This window comes from Achromobacter veterisilvae (assembly GCF_037619525.1).
Taxonomy (GTDB): domain Bacteria; phylum Pseudomonadota; class Gammaproteobacteria; order Burkholderiales; family Burkholderiaceae_B; genus Achromobacter; species Achromobacter veterisilvae.
The window spans coordinates 1,951,114-1,969,501 of record NZ_CP148753.1; the positions used below are offsets into that span (position 1 = coordinate 1,951,114).

General features: G+C 67.5%; 16 protein-coding genes. 10 read left to right on the forward strand and 6 right to left on the reverse strand.

Features of this window, described 5'->3' with window-relative positions:
• Nucleotides 1-166: 166 nt before the first annotated feature.
• The 8 genes from secA to WHX56_RS09115 all read left to right on the forward strand — a co-directional run bounded on the left by secA (nucleotide 167) and on the right by WHX56_RS09115 (nucleotide 9,713).
• Nucleotides 167-2,902 (forward strand): preprotein translocase subunit SecA, encoded by a 2,736-nt coding sequence (gene secA, locus WHX56_RS09080; RefSeq protein ID WP_129239261.1) that lies wholly within the window; start codon nucleotides 167-169, stop codon nucleotides 2,900-2,902.
• 16 nt (nucleotides 2,903-2,918) lie between these two features.
• The gene (locus WHX56_RS09085) at nucleotides 2,919-3,638 is read left to right on the forward strand and encodes a VOC family protein (protein WP_338881024.1); all 720 of its coding nucleotides are present in this window, start codon (nucleotides 2,919-2,921) and stop codon (nucleotides 3,636-3,638) included.
• A 402-nt stretch (nucleotides 3,639-4,040) separates the two neighbouring features.
• Nucleotides 4,041-4,796 (forward strand): GntR family transcriptional regulator, encoded by a 756-nt coding sequence (locus WHX56_RS09090; protein WP_338881025.1) that lies wholly within the window; start codon nucleotides 4,041-4,043, stop codon nucleotides 4,794-4,796.
• On the forward strand, nucleotides 4,793-5,779 hold the full coding sequence (locus WHX56_RS09095) for a tripartite tricarboxylate transporter substrate binding protein (RefSeq protein ID WP_338881026.1): 987 nt from the start codon (nucleotides 4,793-4,795) through the stop codon (nucleotides 5,777-5,779). Before WHX56_RS09090 ends, WHX56_RS09095 begins: the two co-directional genes overlap by 4 nt.
• 50 nt (nucleotides 5,780-5,829) lie before the next feature.
• Nucleotides 5,830-7,524 carry a thiamine pyrophosphate-binding protein gene (locus tag WHX56_RS09100; protein WP_338881027.1) on the forward strand — a complete coding sequence of 565 codons (1,695 nt, stop codon included), beginning with the start codon at nucleotides 5,830-5,832 and terminating at the stop codon, nucleotides 7,522-7,524.
• Between the two features lie 103 nt (nucleotides 7,525-7,627).
• Entirely contained in the window at nucleotides 7,628-8,410 is a 783-nt protein-coding gene (locus WHX56_RS09105; RefSeq protein WP_338881029.1) for an SDR family NAD(P)-dependent oxidoreductase, read from the forward strand.
• Nucleotides 8,411-8,481: 71 nt separating this feature from the next.
• The gene (locus tag WHX56_RS09110; RefSeq protein WP_129239255.1) at nucleotides 8,482-8,940 is read left to right on the forward strand and encodes an Lrp/AsnC family transcriptional regulator; all 459 of its coding nucleotides are present in this window, start codon (nucleotides 8,482-8,484) and stop codon (nucleotides 8,938-8,940) included.
• 161 nt (nucleotides 8,941-9,101) lie between these two features.
• On the forward strand, nucleotides 9,102-9,713 hold the full coding sequence (locus WHX56_RS09115; protein WP_129239254.1) for a gamma-glutamylcyclotransferase: 612 nt from the start codon (nucleotides 9,102-9,104) through the stop codon (nucleotides 9,711-9,713).
• A gap of 17 nt (nucleotides 9,714-9,730) precedes the next feature.
• Here the strand turns inward: WHX56_RS09115 and pagP are convergent, their stop codons facing one another.
• The 4 genes from pagP to WHX56_RS09135 form a co-directional block, all read right to left on the reverse strand.
• Entirely contained in the window at nucleotides 9,731-10,285 is a 555-nt protein-coding gene (pagP, locus tag WHX56_RS09120; RefSeq protein WP_287753032.1) for a lipid IV(A) palmitoyltransferase PagP, read from the reverse strand.
• A 136-nt stretch (nucleotides 10,286-10,421) separates the two neighbouring features.
• Nucleotides 10,422-11,894, reverse strand: a complete 1,473-nt coding sequence (mgtE, locus tag WHX56_RS09125; RefSeq protein WP_129239252.1) for a magnesium transporter — start codon at nucleotides 11,892-11,894, stop codon at nucleotides 10,422-10,424.
• 10 nt (nucleotides 11,895-11,904) lie between these two features.
• A complete protein-coding gene (locus tag WHX56_RS09130) occupies nucleotides 11,905-12,315 on the reverse strand; it encodes an acyl-CoA thioesterase (protein WP_129239251.1) in 411 nt (136 codons plus the stop codon).
• Between the two features lie 106 nt (nucleotides 12,316-12,421).
• Nucleotides 12,422-13,507: a YeiH family protein gene (locus tag WHX56_RS09135; protein ID WP_338881032.1), complete on the reverse strand. Its 1,086-nt coding sequence runs from the start codon at nucleotides 13,505-13,507 to the stop codon at nucleotides 12,422-12,424.
• A 114-nt stretch (nucleotides 13,508-13,621) separates the two neighbouring features.
• On the opposite strand from WHX56_RS09135, the gene WHX56_RS09140 reads away from it, so the two are divergent.
• The gene (locus WHX56_RS09140; protein WP_129239250.1) at nucleotides 13,622-14,515 is read left to right on the forward strand and encodes a LysR family transcriptional regulator; all 894 of its coding nucleotides are present in this window, start codon (nucleotides 13,622-13,624) and stop codon (nucleotides 14,513-14,515) included.
• Between the two features lie 3 nt (nucleotides 14,516-14,518).
• Here WHX56_RS09140 and WHX56_RS09145 read toward each other — a convergent pair whose 3' ends face one another.
• Entirely contained in the window at nucleotides 14,519-15,715 is a 1,197-nt protein-coding gene (locus WHX56_RS09145) for a M20 aminoacylase family protein (protein ID WP_338881033.1), read from the reverse strand.
• Between the two features lie 79 nt (nucleotides 15,716-15,794).
• Between WHX56_RS09145 and WHX56_RS09150 the strand changes: the two genes are divergently transcribed.
• Entirely contained in the window at nucleotides 15,795-17,492 is a 1,698-nt protein-coding gene (locus WHX56_RS09150; protein ID WP_338881034.1) for an AMP-binding protein, read from the forward strand.
• Between the two features lie 7 nt (nucleotides 17,493-17,499).
• Here the strand turns inward: WHX56_RS09150 and WHX56_RS09155 are convergent, their stop codons facing one another.
• Nucleotides 17,500-18,375 carry an inositol monophosphatase family protein gene (locus WHX56_RS09155; RefSeq protein ID WP_129239247.1) on the reverse strand — a complete coding sequence of 292 codons (876 nt, stop codon included), beginning with the start codon at nucleotides 18,373-18,375 and terminating at the stop codon, nucleotides 17,500-17,502.
• Nucleotides 18,376-18,388: the final 13 nt, after the last annotated feature.

The window sequence follows — 18,388 nt, forward strand, 5'->3', positions numbered from 1 at the left end:
CCGGCCAACAGTGCTACCCTGGTGATAGATCCAGGCTATTGCGCTCCATGTGCGTTAAACTGGTTCGTTTCCCAGCGGACCCCCGCTCAACCAATAACATCAAGTCACGGGCGACGCTGCCCAGCCCTTACGCGAGGGCGGCGTGTCCCGTGCGGCCGACATACGCATGGTTTCTCTGCTCAAAAAACTCATAGGTAGCCGCAACGACCGGCTGCTTAAGCAGTATCGCAAGCTGGTAACCCAGATCAACGGGCTCGAGCCCAAGATCTCCGCGCTCTCCGATGAGGAGCTGGCGGCCAAAACCGAGGAATTCCGTTCCCGCCACGCGCAGGGCACGTCCCTGGACGACCTGCTGCCCGAAGCCTTCGCCGTCGTGCGCGAGGCCGGCAAGCGGGTGTTCGGCATGCGCCACTTCGACGTGCAGATGCTGGGCGGCATCGCCCTGCACAACGGCAAGATCGCCGAAATGCGCACGGGCGAGGGCAAGACGCTCATGGCGACGCTGCCCGTCTACCTGAACGCGATCGCCGGCAAGGGCGTGCACGTGGTCACGGTGAACGACTACCTGGCCCGCCGCGACGCGGAATGGATGGGGCGCCTGTACCGCTTCCTGGGCATGAGCACGGGCGTGGTGGTGCCGCAGCAGCCCAACGAAGAGAAGAAGGCCGCCTACGTTGCCGACATCACCTACGGCACCAATAACGAATTCGGCTTCGACTACCTGCGCGACAACATGGAATACCGTGTTGAGGACCGCCGCCAGCGCGGGCTGTTCTACGCGATCGTCGACGAAGTGGACTCGATCCTGATCGACGAGGCCCGCACGCCGCTGATCATCTCCGGCCAGGCCGAGGACCACACCGAACTCTACATCCGCATGAACGCGGTGCCGCCCCTGCTCAAGCGCATGGCGAGCGAGCCGAAGCCGCAGGAGCCGGAACCCGAAGGCGACTACTGGGTCGACGAAAAGAGCCAGCAGGTCTACCTGTCCGAAGCCGGGCACGAGAACGCCGAGGGCATCCTGGCGCGCCTGGGCATCCTGCCCGAAGGCGAATCGCTGTACGACCCGCGCCATATCGCGCTGATGCACCACCTGATGGTGGCGCTGCGCGCCAACACGCTGTTCTTCCGCGACCAGCAGTACGTGGTGCAGGACGGCGAAGTGGTGATCGTCGACGAATTCACCGGCCGCCTGATGGTGGGCCGCCGCTGGTCCGACGGCCTGCACCAGGCGGTCGAGGCCAAGGAAGGCGTGAAGATCCAGCACGAGAACCAGACGCTGGCCTCGATCACGTTCCAGAACTACTTCCGCATGTACGAAAAGCTGTCCGGCATGACCGGCACGGCCGACACGGAAGCGTACGAATTCCAGGAAATCTACGGGCTCGAAACGGTCATCATCCCGACCAACAAGCCCATGGTCCGCAAGGATCAGAACGACCAGGTCTTCAAGACCGACCAGGAAAAGTACAACGCCATCCTGAACGACATCCGCGATTGCCACGAGCGCGGGCAGCCGGTGCTGGTGGGCACCACCAGCATCGAGAACTCCGAGCTGCTGTCGGGCCTGCTGAAGAAGGCCAAGCTGCCGCACGAAGTGCTGAACGCGAAGCAGCACGCCCGCGAAGCCGAGATCGTCGCCGAGGCCGGCAAGCCGGGCCACATCACCATCGCCACGAACATGGCCGGCCGAGGCACCGACATCGTGCTGGGCGGCAGCGTCGACAAGCAGGTCGACCTGATCCGCGCCGACGAGTCGCTGTCCGAGGACGAGAAGAACGCGCGCATCGAGCAGGTGCGCGCGGAATGGAAGCCGCTGAACGAGCAGGTCAAGGCCGCTGGCGGCCTGCGCATCATCGGCACCGAACGCCACGAATCGCGCCGCATCGACAACCAGTTGCGCGGCCGCGCCGGCCGCCAGGGCGACCCGGGCTCTTCCCGCTTCTACCTGTCGCTGGAAGATTCGCTGATGCGCATCTTCGCGGGCGACCGCGTGCGCGCCATCATGGAGCGTCTGAAGCTGCCCGAGGGCGAGCCCATCGAGGCCGGCATGGTGACGCGTTCGATCGAGACCGCGCAGCGCAAGGTGGAAGGCCGCAACTTCGACATCCGCAAGCAGTTGCTCGAATACGACGACGTGGCCAACGACCAGCGCAAGGTGCTGTATTCGCAGCGCAACGACGTGCTGGAAGCCGCCAGCGTGGGCGAGACCGTGCAGAATCTGCGCGACGCCGCCGTGACCGACATGTTCAACGTCCACGTGCCGCCGGAATCGGTGGAAGAACAGTGGGACGTGCCGGCGCTGCAGAAGGCGCTGGAGGCCGATTGGCACCTGCAACTGCCGCTGATGGAGATCCTGGAAAAGGAAACCAGCCTGACCGACGACGACCTGCGCGAACGCGTGGTGGCCGCCGCGCGCGGCGCCTACCAGGCCAAGGTCGACCAGGTCGGCCTGGAATCGTGGTCGCAGTTCGAGCGTTCGATCATGCTGCAGGCGATCGACACGCACTGGCGCGAACACCTGTCCGCGCTGGACTACCTGCGCCAGGGCATCCATCTGCGCGGCTATGCGCAGAAGAATCCCAAGCAGGAATACAAGCGCGAGGCCTTCGAACTGTTCTCGGGCATGCTGGACCGCATCCGCGACGACGTGGTCCGGGTCTTGATGACGGTGCGCGTGCAGTCCCAGGAACAAGTGGACCAGGCCGAAGCCGAAGCGGCGCAGTCGCACGTGCAGAACGTGCAGTACCACCACTCCGACTACGACGAAGCGCTGGCCCAGCCGGAGTCGCAAGGCGGCGCGCAACCCGTGCGCAACGCGATGCCCAAGGTCGGCCGCAACGATCCGTGCCCCTGCGGCAGCGGCAAGAAGTACAAGCAGTGCCACGGCAAGCTGGTCTGATCAGGTAGAAGCCATCATGCTGCATTCCGTCGGCCGCACTGAATTCGATCACGCCGTGGTCATGGTGCGCGACCGGCTGGATGCGCTGGCCCCGCATTTCGAGCGCCAGGGTTTTCACCTGAGCGACAAGGCGGTGCACAACCTGGGGTCGTGCAACCGCCTGATCGTCCTGGAAGGGACGTACGTCGAACTGCTGGGCTGGCCGCCGGGCGCGCCGCCCGCGCGCAAGGAAATCGCCGATTCGCCCTTCGGGCTGGAAGCCCTGGTGTTCCGCACCCATGACGCCGAGGCCACCTACCAGCGCCTGCTGGCCGCCGGCTTTGCCGTCAATCCCGTCCAGGAGCTGACCCGCCCGGCGATGCTGGACGGCGAGGAAGTCCAGGCCCGTTTCCATACCGTGCGCTTCGCCGAGCAGCCCCTGCCCGGCATCCGCATGTATTTCTGCCGTCACCTGACGCCGGAGTGCGTGTGGTCGCCGGCGCTGATGGCGCATCCCAACGGCGCGCGCAGCCTGCTGCGCATCGATGCCCGGGCGTCCGACGCCCGCGCGGTCGCGGAGCGGCTGGCGCGGGTGGCCGACGTGGACGCCGAGCCCGCGGGCGACGGCTGGGACGTGCCGCTGGCCAACCTGCGCATCCACGTGAGCCACGACGCGTCGGCCGCCACGCCCGCGCTTTCCACCCTGACCCTGGAAAACCGGGACGGCGCCCACTACACGCTGGATACCGGGTTGTAGGATGGGTAAAGCGCGAGACAACTCGCGCAAAAACCCAATTGCCCATCGCGCGAAACCCATGCGGCCGTGGGCAGACAGTGCCTGGCCGCGGCTGGAAAACACGCTCTTGCGGCCGCATGGGTTTCGCGCGTTGAGCACCTAGGTTCTTGCCTGGGAACTGCCGCGCTACACCCATCCTACTCATCCCACGCATCCCACACAGCCGACACAGCCGACACAGCCGACACAGCCCACACAGCCCACACGGCCCACACGGCCCACACGGCCCACACGGCCCACACGGGGCCCGCCCATCCCTCGTCACCCTTCGGATTCCGGGCAAACCCTGCTTGCCCACGAAGTGTATGCACTTTAGTATGCACTTCATCTTCCGTTGGCGAACCCTGACACTTTCAGCCCGGTATGACGCAATCTTCCCCCGCTATCCGTCCCGCGGCCCGCACGTCGGCGGGCCAGGCCGAGCTGTACGGCGCCGTCAAGGCGATGGCCGTGCGCTTCGAATTCAAGCCCGGCGAACGCATCAACGAGGTGGACCTGGCTCGCCGGTTGAACGTCAGCCGCACGCCCTTGCGCGAAGTGCTGAACCAATTGATGGTCGAGGGTTTCCTGACCCGCTCGGTGAACCGGGGCTTCATCGCCCGCCTGCTCGACGCCAAGCAGATCCACAGCCTGTACGAATACCGCGCGGTGCTGGAGGCCGGCATCGTGCGCGCCGCCTGCGAGCGCGCCACCGATGAGGAGCTGGCCAGCTTGCGGGCGTTCGTGGAGCGTTCGCGCGACGAACCCGAGGACAGCGAGGCCACGCGCCTGCTGGAGCTGGACGAAGCCTTCCACCTGACGCTGGCCCGCTATTCCCGGAACGAGGAATTCGTGCGGGCGCTGGAAAGCGTCAACGCCCGCATCCATTTCGTGCGCTGGATCGACATGCAGCAGGGCCGCCGCGGCCATACCCAGGGCGAGCACCTGCGCATCGTCGAGGCGCTGCAGCGCCGCGACGTCGAGGTCCTGCCCGGACTGATGAATGCGCACATCGGCCGCCGGCTGGACCAGATCACCGACGTCATACGCACCGGTTTTTCCACGATTTACATGCGGGACCAGGCCGAACCCGCCTCGGCAGTGCCGGCCAACACCATATCAGCAGGGGAAAATCTATGAACCACAAGTTGAAACGCGGGCTGGCGGCGCTATGCGTGCTGGCCGCCGCAGGGGGCGCCTTCGCCGCGGCGCCCGCCATGGCGGAGGAACGGCCGCTGGTGCTGGTCGTGCCGTATCCGCCGGGAGGCAGCACGGACATCCTGGCCCGCATTCTGCAGCCGCGGCTGTCCGAACAGCTCGGCGGCCGCGCGGTCGTGGTCGAGAACCGGCCTGGCGCGGCCAGCCAGATCGCGACCGCCTTCGTGGCGCGCGCCGAGCCTGACGGCAACACGCTCCTGGTCAGCTTCGACAACCACGGGATCAATCCCGCCGTGAAGCCCAAGCTGCCCTACGACACGTTCAAGGATTTCGTGGCGATCTCGCAGACGGTGCGTTTCCCGCTGGTGATCGGGGCGAATCCGGGCGTGCCCGGGGACAACCTGAAGGAATTCCTGGCCGCCGCCGCCCAGCAGCCGCCGAACAAGTTCAACTATGCGTCCACCGGCGTCGGTTCGCTGAATCACCTGGCGCCCGAAGAACTCAAGCGCCTGTCCAAGGTCGAGCTGCTGCACGTGCCTTACGGCGGCGGCGGACCGGCCATCCAGGCCGTGGTGGGCGGGCAGGCCAACATGACGTGGCTGAGCTTCGCGGCGCTGCGGGGCCAGATCCAGGGGGGCAAGATCAAGCCGCTGGCCGTGGCGGGCGACAAGCGCCTGCCGGAATTGCCCAACGTGCCCACGGTGGCCGAATCCGGCTTCCCCGGCTTCGTCGCCTATTCCTGGAGCGGCATGTTCGCCCCGAAGGGCACGCCCGAAGCCACGGTGAAAAAGCTGACCGCGGATTTCCAGGCCGTGCTGGCGGATCCTGAAATCCGAAAGAAGGTGACGGAGGCGGGGTTCGAGATCGTGGCCTCGGACGGCGCGGCGCTGGATGCCTACGTGAAGTCGGAATACGAGCGCTGGAGCGCCTTCATCAAGAGCAGCAACATCAATCTGGACAACTGAACGGCGCGCGGCCGGGCCGCCCGGCCGCGCAAGCAACACGTGGAGATGACATGGAAAACCTGACCGGCGCCGAAGCCATGGTGCGGATGCTGCAGCACAACGGCGTCAAACATATTTTCGGCCTGTGCGGCGACACCAGCCTGCCGTTTTACGACGCGCTGTACCGCCTGGACCACGGCATGCGGCACATCCTGACGCGCGATGAACGCAGCGCCGGCTACATGGCTGACGCCTACGCCCGCGTCACCGGCAAGGTCGGCGTGTGCGAAGGCCCCAGCGGCGGTGGCGCGACCTATCTGCTGCCCGGCCTGGTGGAGGCCAACGAGTCGTCCGTGCCCGTGCTGGGCATCACCTCGGACGTGGCGGTGGGCTCGCGCGGCAAGTATCCCCTGACCGAGCTGGACCAGGAGGCGCTGTACCGCCCGCTGACGAAATGGAACCGCACGATCGACCGCGCGGACCAGATCCCCGGCATGGTGCGGGCGGCGTTCCGCGCGATGACGACCGGCAAGCCCGGCTCGGCCCACCTCTGCTTCCCGTACGACGTGATGAAGCAGCAGGTGGACGCCTCCGACATCTGGGCCCAGCCCGAGCACGGCCGCTACCCGGCGATGCGTTTCGCTCCGGACCCCGCCGACGTTGCGCGCGCCGCGCAGCGGCTGGTCGGCGCGCGTTCGCCGGTGATCATCTGCGGCGGCGGCGTGGTCATCGCCGAAGCCAGCGCCGCCTTGCAGCAACTGGCCGAGTCGCTCAAGGCCGCGGTCTGCGTGACGGTGAGCGGGCAGGGCAGCCTGGCCGACACCCATCCCCTGAACGCGGGCGTGGTGGGCTCCAACGGCGGCGTGATGGCGACGCGCGACGTGGTGGCCGCCGCGGACGCGGTGCTGTTCGTGGGATGCCGCGCCGGATCGACCTCGACCGAACATTGGCGCTTCCCCAACCGCGACGTGCCCATCCTGCACATCGACATCGACCCGATGGTGATCGGCGCCAACTACCTGACGGAAGTGGGCATGGTCGGCGACGCCAGGCTGGCGCTGGAGGCGCTGGGCGCCGAAGTGGCCGAGCGCCTGGCGCACCGCCCCGCGGACGCCGTCGACGGCGCGGTGCTGGCCGGCCGCGCCAAGGAGGCCCGCCGGGCGCAACTGGAGCCGCTGGCCAGCAGCCTGGACACGCCCATCCGCCCCGAGCGCGTGGTGCAGTCCCTGAACCGCCTGCTGCCGGACGACGCCGTGGTCTGCGCGGACCCCGGCACGCCTTGCCCGTACTTCTCGGCCTACTACGACGTGTCGCGGCCCGGCCGCCACTTCATCACCAACCGGGCGCACGGCGCGCTGGGCTTTTCCATGTCCGCCGCGCTGGGCGCGTGGGTGGGCAGGCCCCAGTCCAAGTGCGTGTCGGTGATGGGCGACGGCAGCTTCGGCTTCACGGTGGGCGAGCTGGAAACCATCGTGAGGCACAAGGCGCCGCTGCTGATGGTGGTGTTTTCGAACTCCGTCTACGGCTGGATCAAGGCCAGCCAGAAGGCGGGCTACGACAAGCGTTACTACAGCGTGGATTTCGAGCGCACCGACCATGCCCGCATTGCCGAGGCCTACGGCGTGAAGGCATGGCGCGTGGAGGATCCGGCCAAGCTGGACGCCGCCATCAAGGCCGCCATGGAGCACGATGGTCCGGCGCTGATCGACGTGGTGGCCCAGCCGTTGCAGGACGCCGCGGCGCCGGTCAGCCAGTGGATGGGCTGAACCCGCCCGGGGGCGCCGCCTTTCCGGGCGGCGCCGTCCTATACTGATCCGCTAGCGCAGGGCGAGCCACCGGGGCCTGCCCGCAGCGACAGGAGAGTCGGGCATGGATCTGGGGATCGGCGGCAAGACGGCACTGGTGTTTGGCGGCAGCCGCGGCATGGGCCGCGCGTGCGCCCTGCAATTGGCGCGGGAGGGCGTGGCCGTCACGATAGCGGCCCGCAATCCGGCAACCCTGGAACAGGCCGCCGCCGAGATCTCGCGCGAGACCGGCACGGGCGTGGGCTGGGTATCGGCCGACCTGACGCTGCCGCGGGGCCGGGACGCCGCCATGGCCGCCTGTCCGCATCCCGACATCCTGGTCAACAACGCCGACGGGCCGCTGCCGGGCGATTTCCGGCATTGGTCGCACGAGGACTGGGTCGCGGCGCTGGACGCCATGATGCTGGGCCCCATCGACATGATCCGGCGAGTCGTCGACGGAATGATCGAGCGGCGCTTCGGCCGCATCGTGAACATCGTCTCCCGCAGCGTGAAGGCGCCGCATGCCGAGCTAGGGCTGTCCAACGGCGCGCGTTCGGGCCTGATCGGCTTCGTGGGCGGGCTGGCGCGGCAGACCGTGAGGCACAACGTCACCATCAACAACCTGCTGCCTGGCGCTTTCGCCACCGACGCGCAGGTCAGGCACATCCAGGGCATGCTGGAGCAGTCCGGCGGCAAGAGCTTCGAGCAGCTCTGGGACGAGCGCGGGCGTTCCAATCCGGCCGGCCGCTACGGCCAGCCCGAGGAACTGGGCGCGCTGTGCGCCTACGTCTGTTCGGCGCATGCCGGCTACCTGACGGCGCAGAACATCCTCATCGACGGCGGCGGCTACCCCGGCACGTACTGACCGGCAGGCCGATGGCTGGACGCGGCCGGGCCGAACAGGCAAGATTGGGGCCGATCGCGTGAGGACTCCCGATGGACCAGACCGACATCAAGATACTGGCCTTGCTGCAAAAGGACGCCACCTGCTCGGTCGCCGAGATCGCCGAGCAAGTGCACCTGTCCGTGACGCCCTGCTGGCGCCGCATCCAGAAACTGAAGGACGACGGCGTCATCGCGCGCAACGCCATCCTGCTGGATCCCCGCGCCCTGGGCCTGAACCTGACCGTCTTCGTGTCCATCAAGACCAGCCAGCACAACGAGAAGTGGACGCAGAGCCTGATCAACGCCGTGATGGCGCTGCCCAACGTGGTGGAGTTCCACCGCATGGCGGGCGACGTCGACTACCTGCTGAAGGTCGTGGTTGAGGACATGGCGGCCTACGACCGCTTCTACCGCCGCCTGATCGGCGCCGTCGACCTGCTGGACGTCAGCGCCAGTTTCTCGATGGAAGTCATCAAGAGCACGACCGAATTGCCGCTGGACTCGGTGTAGGCGCGGGGCGCGCAATTTTATTTCCGCGGCGGCCGCCGCCGGGGATGCAAATTCCGTTCGCGGCCTTGAAGGCCCTTTATCTCGCAATTCTTTTGCGCGCGCCAGGGCGTAGGATATCCGCCATTCCAGCCATGGAACGAACCGGGATATCAGAGGACCCTATGTCGTTGGCAGTACCCGCCGGCTGCGCCGGCCCGGCAAGAACGCGGCACGCGCTTTCGGTGGATGACCTGTTGGCCGAGTGGAACGGCGCCGACGATCTGTGGGTCTTCGCCTACGGCTCCCTGGTATGGCATCCCGGTTTCGCCTGGCGCGAACGCCGCCTGGCGACGGTGCGCGGCTACCACCGGTCCTTGTGCCTGTGGTCCCACGACCATCGCGGCTCGCCCGACAATCCCGGCCTGGTGTTCGGCCTGGATCGCGGCGGCTGCTGCCGCGGGGTGGCTTTCCTGGTGGCGGCCCGCGATGTGCCGGCGGTGTTCCAGGCGTTGTGGCGCCGGGAAATGGCCGCGGGTGCCTATACGCCCCGCTGGCTCACCTGCCACACCGAGGCCGCGCCGGTGCGGGGGCTGGCTTTCCTGCTGAACCGTACCTGCCAGGAATACGCCGCCGGCATCAGCGACGACCGGCTGCTGGCTTCCGTGCGCAACGCCGTGGGGCAGTCGGGGCCTTGCCTGGATTACGTGGTGGAAACGGCGCGCGCGCTGCGCGCGCATGGCATCGACGACTGGCGCCTGGGCGACCTCGTCCGCCGGCTGGGCCTGGCCTGCTGAGGCCTGGCGCCCGCCGTTCAGAACTGCCAGCGGCCGAACATGAACAGCACGTTGCCCGCGCCGCTCGAACCCGGGATGTAGGTCGCGTAGAGCATGGCGTCCTTGTAGCCCGCGCCCACCAGCGGCAGGATGCCGGGGAACGGCACGTAGCTCATGATGTCGTGGCGCGCCGTCAGGAAGACGGTGTAGCCCGCGCCCAGGCGGAAGTTGTCGCTGACCTGGCCGATCTTCAGGAAGCCGTAGCCGGCGATGGGTTCGACCTTGCTGTGCGAATCCAGGAAGGCCATGGCGTACAGGCCCTGCCAGTCGCCGTCTTCGTCGTAGATGCTGCGGCCATAGCCGCCGCCCCAGGCCAGTTCGTTGAAGCTGTCGATCTTTTCGCGGCTGTAGGTGGCGCGGTTGTGCCACGAATAGCCGGTCAGGTAGAGGTCGTTGCCGCCTTCGGTCCAGATCTGGTCCAGGCGGCTGCACGCCGATCGCGCCCACGAGGGCAGGTTGTCACAGGCTTGAACGGCGGGGGCGAAGGGTAAGAGCAGCAGGCAGAGAATCGCTGCCCGGAGTCTGGCGGTCATTGCGGGCACTGAAGGGAGGAAGATGACAATCCCATTACTGTAATGGAACAGTCCCCATCTTCCCTGTCAGTTAGCTGTCAGGCGCGCCGTCCCCGGAGGAACAGGACGAAGCGCGCCAGCGCCTGTTGCGGTCAGACTACAGCAGGAAGATCGTGGCCAGACCCAGGAAGATGAAGAATCCCAGCGAGTCCGTGGCGAAGGTGAGCAGCACCGACGAACCCATCGCCGGATCCTTCCCGAAGCGGGCGCGCACCATCGGCACCAGCACGCCCACCGACGCGCCCACGAGCATATTGCAGACCATGGCGGCCATCATCACCAGCGCGATGGACACCGAATGCGAGATCGCCCAGGCGAACAGGGCGGCCACGAGGCTGCCGCACAGCCCGACCATCAGGGTCACGAAGAGTTCGCGCTTGACCAACTGCCAGAGATTGCGCCCGGTGATGCGGCCCATGGCCAGCGCCCGGATGATGAGCGTCATGGTCTGGTTGCCGGAGTTGCCGCCGATGCCGGCCACGATTGACATCAGGAACGCCAGGATGACGATCTGGCTGACCGTGCCCTCGAACCGGGAAGCCACGAAGGATGCCGTGGCGGCGGTACAGAGGTTGAAGAGCAGCCAGGGCGCCCGGTTGCGCAGGGCGGTGGCGACCGGCGCGAAGATGTCCTCTTCCTGCAGGCCGGCGCGCGACAGGGCCTGTTCCTGCGAGTCTTCGCGCATCACGTCCACCACGTCGGCGATGGTGACGCGGCCGATGAGCCGGCCCTGGTCGTCCATCACGGGGGCGGACACCAGGTCGTAGCGTTCGAAGGCGCCGGCGGCGTCGGCGTCGGAGTCCAGCGGGTTCAGCGCCAGGAAGTCCGAGTTCATGACGGCGCGCACCTCGGTTTCGGGTTCGCTGACCAGCAGGCGCGACAGGGGCAGGATGCCTTGCAGCCTGTCCTGGCGGTCCACCACGAAGATCTGGTCGGTGTGGTCGGGCAGTTCGTGCAGCCGGCGCAGGTAGCGCAGCACCACTTCCAGCGTCACGTCCTCGCGCACCCGGACCATTTCGAAGTCCATGATCGCGCCCACGCTGTCTTCCGGATAGCCCATGGCTTCCAGCAACTGCGCGCGTTCTTCTTCGGTCAGGCCCTTCTGGACTTCGGCCACCACGTCGGGCGGCAGGTCGGGCGCCAGGTCGGCCAGCTCGTCGGCATCCATGTTGCCGGTGGCCGCGACCAGGTCCTGGCGGTCCATCGCTTCGATGAGCGATTCCCGCACCCAGTCCTCGACCTCCAGCAGGACGTCGGCGTCGTGCTCGGGGCTGACCAGCGCCCAGATGGCCTGCCGTTCGTCCTTGGGCAGCGATTCCAGGATGAAGGCGATGTCGGCGGGGTGCAGGCCGTCCAGCAGGGTCTTGAGTTCGGCTTCGTGCTGGCGGTGCACCAGGTCTTCGACCAGCGAGGCCTTCGAGTCGCCTTCTTCCTGGCGATGCACGAGGTCGGCGACCAGTTGCTGGCGGCGCAGGCGTTCCTGCACTTCCGCCAGGGCGTGCTGGGCGTCTTCCGGGTCGAGGCGGCGGGGCGTCGCGGGCGGTTTCTGCGCGGCGGCGGACTGCGTCATGCGTTACGGCTCAAAGGGTGGGGAGGGGGCGGCCGCGCCGCGCTTCGTCGGTGGCGACGTAGGTCAGCGTGGCTTCGGTGACCTTGACGATCTCGGCGTCCAGGCGCTGGCGTTCCGCGTAGACCTCGACCGACACCGTGATCGAGGTCGTGCCGGTCTTGACGATGGAGGCGTAGAAACTGAGCAGGTCTCCCACGAACACGGGCTGCTTGAACTGGAAGGCGTTGACCGCGACAGTGGCCACGCGCCCGGCGGCGCGGCGCGCCGCGGGAATCGAACCGGCGATGTCCACCTGGGACATGATCCAGCCGCCGAAAACGTCCCCGTGGATATTGGCGTCCGCCGGCATCGGCATGACGCGCAATACCGCGTCGCGGTCGGCGGGCAAAGTCGTGAAAGGGGTTTTGGTGCTGGAGGTCATGCGGCCGACTCCACTGCAAGAGAACCAGCCGATTATGCAGGAAAAACGAGACAGCCGCGTGCGCGCGCGAGGTCCGCCGAGGCGCTTTGCCGCGGCGGACCGGGGATCAGTAGGCCAACTTGACGATAGCGTAGCCGCCAACCAACAGCCAGGCGTACAGAATCAGGCCCAGCGCCATCACGCGGGGGCCGGCCTTCCGGATCTGGGCGAAGCGGGTTTCGATGCCCAGGGCCGTCATGGCCATGGTCAGCGCGAAGATGTCCAGGCGGCGGATGGCGGCAACGGCGTCGGCGGGGATGATATTCAGCGAATTGACGATGGCCAGCACCAGGAAGCCGACCGCGAACCAGGGGATGGGCAGCTTGGCGCCCTTGCCCTGTCCGCCGGCGTGCGAGGCCGCGCTGCGCAGGTACATGCCCAGCACCAGCAGGACCGGCACCAGCAGGGCGACGCGGGTCATCTTCACGATGGTGGCGACTTCGGTGGTGGCGGGGTCGATGTTGCTGGCGGCGCCGACGACCTGGGCCACCTCGTGGATCGTGCCGCCGATGTAGATCCCCAGCGCCTGGGTATCGAAATTCAGCCAGCCCGCGTGGTAGAGCACCGGGTACAGGAACATCGACAGGGTGCCGAAGAGCACGACGGTCGCGACCGCCACCGCGCTCTTGTGCGGGGCGGCCCGCAGCGTGGGTTCGAAGGCCAGGACGGCGGCGGCGCCGCAGATGGCGCTGCCGGCGGCGGTGAGCATGGCGGTGTCGCGATCCAGCCCCAGCAGGCGCTGGCCGACTACCGTGCCGATAAGCAGGGTGCCCAGCACCACCGCCACCGAGACGGCCAGGCCGGGCAGGCCGACGGCGGCGATCTGCTGGATGCTGATGTTCAGGCCGTAGAAGGCCACGGCGATGCGCAGCAGGCGCCGGGCGGTGAAATTCACGCCCGCGCCCCAGTCGGCGGGCATGGTGCCGCGCAGGAAGTTGCCGTAGAGCATGCCGCAGACGATGCCCACGACCAGCGGCGAAAAGCCCAGTTGGCGGATGGCGGGCAGGTCGGCGAGCTGCATCACCGCGCCGGCCATCAGCCCGACGAACAGCACCCCGTTGAGCTTGTCCCGCCAGGGCGTCGCGGCCGGCGGCGAGGCGGGGGCGGCCGGGGTGGCGGGCAGGGGGACGGCGGTGCTGGAGGAATTGCTCATGGTTGGCCTTGGGGCATATCTAAATAACTACACGAAATATTAATTTCCGGCCTACTATTTGAAAAATTGTTATTTCAGATATGTAATATCAGGAATTACGATAATTAGCCCGATATGACCCCAGACCAGCTACTGACCTTCGCCTGCGTGGCCGATACCGGCAACATCAGCCGCGCCGCCCAGGTCCTGAATCTGTCCCAGCCCGCGGTATCCGGCCAGTTGCGCATGCTGCAGGAATGGTTCGGAGAACCCCTTTACCGCCGCAGCGGCCACGGCATCGCGCTGACGGAGGCCGGCGAGCGCCTGGCCGAGCAGGCCCGGCAACTGCGCCAGGTGTACCGGCAGGCGCAGGCCGTGCGCGAGTCCTGGCGCGGCCTGGAGACGGGCGCCCTGCGGCTGGGCGCCAGCACCACGCCCGCCAGCTACCTATTGCCCGGCCTGGTGGCGGATTTCCGCCACGCCTTTCCCGCGGTCAGCCTGCATCTGTCCGACGGCAACACGCGCGAGATCGTCGAGCGCCTGCCGGCCTTGGACCTGGCGTTCATCGAGGGGGACGTGCCGGCGGGCCTGCCCGCGGACACGGCGGTGCACGCCTGGCGGCAGGACGAAGTAGTGGCGATCGTGCGGGCGGACCATGCCCTGGCGGGCAAGGGGGCGGTGACGCTGCGCGACCTGGCCGCTTCCGCCCTGGTCATGCGCGAACCCGGCTCGGGCGTGCGCCGGCTGGTGGAGCGCGCGTTCGCCGACGCCGGGCTGGCGCCGTCGGTGGGCCTGGAACTCGCCGGGGTGGAAGGTGTGAAGCAGGCGGTGCGCGCGGGCCTGGGGGTGGGCTTCGTGTCCGTCATGTCGATGCGGCACGAAGACGGGGCGCTGGCGGCCCTGCGCCTGCTGCCCAAGCCGCTGACGCGCACCTTGAGCATCCTGGTGCCGCACGCGGACGCCGCCGCCCGCGCCGCCGAACGCTTCCTGGCGATGTGCCTGGCGGTCGGCGCGCCGGACGGCGCGTAGCGATCAGGCCTTGGCCAGGCGCTTGAGGGCCAACTGGACCCAGTACGTGCCGCCCAGCGGCAGCAGTTCGTCGTTGAAATCGTAGCTGCCGTTGTGCAGCATGCAGGGGCCCAGGCCGTGGCCGCTGTCGCGGTGCTCGCCCATGCCGTTGCCGATCCAGACGTAACAGCCGGGCAGTTCCTGCAGCATGAAGGCGAAATCCTCCGCGCCCATGGTCGGCTGCACGTGATCGTTGACGTTGGCCTCGCCGACGATGTCGCGCAGCACGTCGGCGCAGAACGCGGCTTCTTCGGGATGGTTGATGGTGGGCGGATAGTTGCGCTGGAATGTGAATTGCACTTCGCAGTCCATGGCCGCGCAGGTATGGCGCGCGATCTCTTCCATGCGGCGTTCGATCAGGTCCAGCACGTCCAGCGTGAACGTGCGCACGGTGCCGCGCAGTTCGGCGTGGTTGGGCACGACGTTGTCGGCGCTGCCGGCGTGAATCTGCGTGATGCTGAGCACGGCCGCGTCCAGCGGATTGCGGTTGCGCGTGATGATGGTTTGCAGCGATTGCGCCAGTTGCACCGCCGCCATGACCGGGTCGATGCCCAGGTTGGGCATGCCGGCGTGCGTGCCCTTGCCCTTCACGACGATGGAGAATTCATTGCTGGACGCCATGATGGGGCCGGGGGTCAGGCCGAACTGGCCGGACTTCATGCCGGGCCAGTTGTGCATGCCGAACACGGCCTCCATGGGGAAGCGCGTGAACAGGCCGTCGTCGATCATGCGCTTGGCGCCGCCGCCGCCTTCCTCGGCGGGCTGGAAGATCACGTAGACCGTGCCGGCGTAGTCGCGATGCTGCGACAGGTAGCGCGCCGCGGCCAGCAGCATGGCGGTGTGGCCGTCATGGCCGCAGGCGTGCATCTTGCCGTCGTTCTTGCTGGCGTGCGCGAAGGTGTTGGCCTCTTGCATGGGCAGCGCGTCCATGTCGGCGCGCAGGCCCACGGCGCGGTCGCCGGGGAGGTTGCCGCGGATGATGCCGACCACGCCCGTGCCGCCCAGTCCGCGATGGATCTCGATGCCCCATTCTTCAAGCTTCGCGGCCACCACGTCGGCCGTGCGGAATTCCTCGAAGGCCAGTTCGGGATGCGCGTGGATGTCGCGCCGGATCGTGGAAATGTCGCGATGCCACGCGACGATGGGTTCGAGGAGTTTCATGGGCGCGTGCTCGGGCGAAAATAAGGGAACGCAACAAGGGTATCATCAATCAAAAACCAATTTAATGGAGACAACTACCATGACGCGTCCGTGGCTTGCTCATTACCCGCAAGGCGTTCCGGCGGAGATCTCGACCGAGAAATACTCCTCCCTGGCCGACCTGCTGGACCGGGCCTGCAAGCAATACGCCTCGCGCATCGCGTGCACCGCGATGGGCAGCGATATCACCTACGCGCAACTGGATGCCCATGCCCGGGCGTTCGCCGCCTGGCTGCAAAGCCTGGGCCTGCCCAAGGGCGCGCGGGTGGCGTTGATGATGCCCAACGTGCCGGCCTACCTGGTCTGCATGCTGGGCACGCTGCGCGCCGGCCTCGTCGTGGTCAACGTGAATCCCCTGTACACGGCCGAAGAGCTGCAGCGGCAGTTGCTCGACAGCGGAGCGTCCGCCATCGTCATCCTGGAGAACTTCGCGCATACCCTGCAGCGCGTGGCGGACCGGGGGCAGCTCGAGCACATTGTCGTGACCGGGCCCGGCGACCTGCTCGGCGGGCTGAAGGCGCCGCTGGTCAACCTGGCCGCCCGCTATATCAAGAAGATCGTTCCCGCCTGGCGCATCGACGGCGCCCGCATGCTGCCCAAGGTGCTGCGGAACGGCGCGGGCCGGGCGTTCACGCCGCCGGCCCTGTCGATGGACGACGTGGCGGTGCTGCAATACACCGGCGGCACCACCGGCGTGCCCAAGGGCGCCATGCTGTCGCATCGCAACCTGACGGCCAATGTCCTGCAGACCGAGGCGGTGGCGCAACCTGTCGTGCACGACCTCGCGAGCCAGCAGCTCACCATCATCAGCGCGCTGCCGCTCTACCACGTGTTCGCGATGACCGTGTGCGGGCTGTACGGTTTGCACGCGGGCATGCGCAACGTGCTCATCATCAATCCGCGCGACCAGCCCTCGCTGATCAACGCGTGGCGCAAGGTGCCCATCAACGTGTTCCCCGGCGTCAATACGCTGTTCAATGCGCTGGCGCACAACGAGGATTTCGCGCGCCTGGACTTTTCCGCCCTGCGGCTCACGCTGGGCGGCGGCATGGCGGTGCAGCGCCAGGTGGCCGAGCGCTGGCTGGAGATCACCGGCAGGCCCCTGGTCGAAGGCTACGGCCTGTCCGAGACCTCGCCCGTGGCGACGGTGAATCCCACCAACGCGACGGCGTACTCGGGATCCATCGGCCTGCCGCTGCCGTCCACCGACGTGGCGATCCTGGACGACGAGGGCCGAGAGGTGCCGCTGGGAGAGCGCGGCGAAGTGTCCATCCGCGGGCCGCAGGTCATGCTGGGGTACTGGCAGAAGCCCGAGGAAACGCGGCAGTCCATGACGGCCGACGGCTACTTCCGCTCGGGCGACATCGGCATCATGGACGAGCAGGGCTACACCCGCATCGTCGACCGCAAGAAAGACATGATCGCCGTGTCCGGCTTCAAGGTCTATCCGAACGAAGTCGAGGCGGCCGTGGCGCAGCATCCGGGCGTGCTGGAGTGCGCGGCGATCGGCGTGCCGGACGAGCATTCCGGCGAGGCCGTCAAGGTGTTCGTGGTGAAGAAGGACCCGTCGCTGACCGAAGCGCAGATCCAGGATTGGTGCCGGGAGAAGCTGACGGGCTACAAGCGCCCGCGCTTCGTGGAATTCCGCGACGAACTGCCCAAGAGCAACGTGGGCAAGATTCTGCGTCGGGAATTGCGGCCCGACGCCGCCGCGCCCGAGGCGGGCAAGCCGGCGTAACGTCCGGTCAGTCTTTCTTGTCGAGGTGCGGGGCGATCATCTCGTGCAAGGCGCGTTCGATGGCCCGGTTGCCGGCCACGACGCGCCCGCCGATGGGCCAGGGATCCTGCTGGTGCATGTCCGAGCAGGCGCCGCCCGCTTCGCGCAGGATCAGCGTGCCGGCGGCCACGTCCCAGGGCGCCAGCCCCATTTCCCAATAGCCGTCATAGCGGCCGCAGGCGGTCCAGGCCAGGTCGAGCGCGGCCGCGCCCATGCGGCGCACGCCCCGGGCGCGGTTGATGGCGTCGTGCAGCATGGGCATGTACTGCGCGGCGAACGAGAAGTCCCGGAACGGAAATCCGGTGGCGAGGACCGCGTCTTCGATCGTCTGCGTGAGCGAGCACTGGATGCGCCGGCCGTTGAGCCAGGCGCCGAGCCCATGGACCGCGGTGAAGAGTTCTTCGCGGCTCGGGTCGTAGACCACGCCGACCACGGGCGTGTCTTCCGCGAGCGTCTCGTCGGCCGAGACGGCGGAGCCCGCGTGCGCGATCAGCGCGATCGACACCGCGTAATGCGGGATGTCGTGCAGGAAATTGGTGGTGCCGTCCAGCGGGTCGATGTACCAGGTGGCGGCGCCTTGCGCCTTGCCGCCGGTTTCCTCGGCGACGATGCCGAACTTGGGAGTGCGGGCTTGCAGTTCCTGGATGATCGCGTCCTCCGCCTCGCGGTCCGCCTGGGAGACGAGATCGTTGCGCGCCTTGCGGTCGATCACGAGATCCGAGCGGCGATGCGCGTAGGATTGCAGGATGGCTGCGCCGGCATGGGCCGCTGTGACGGCCGCGTCGATCGCGGCGCACAGGTCGATGGGCGAGGCCAGCGAACGGGGCTGATCGTAGGTATCCATGAAACCAGTGTAA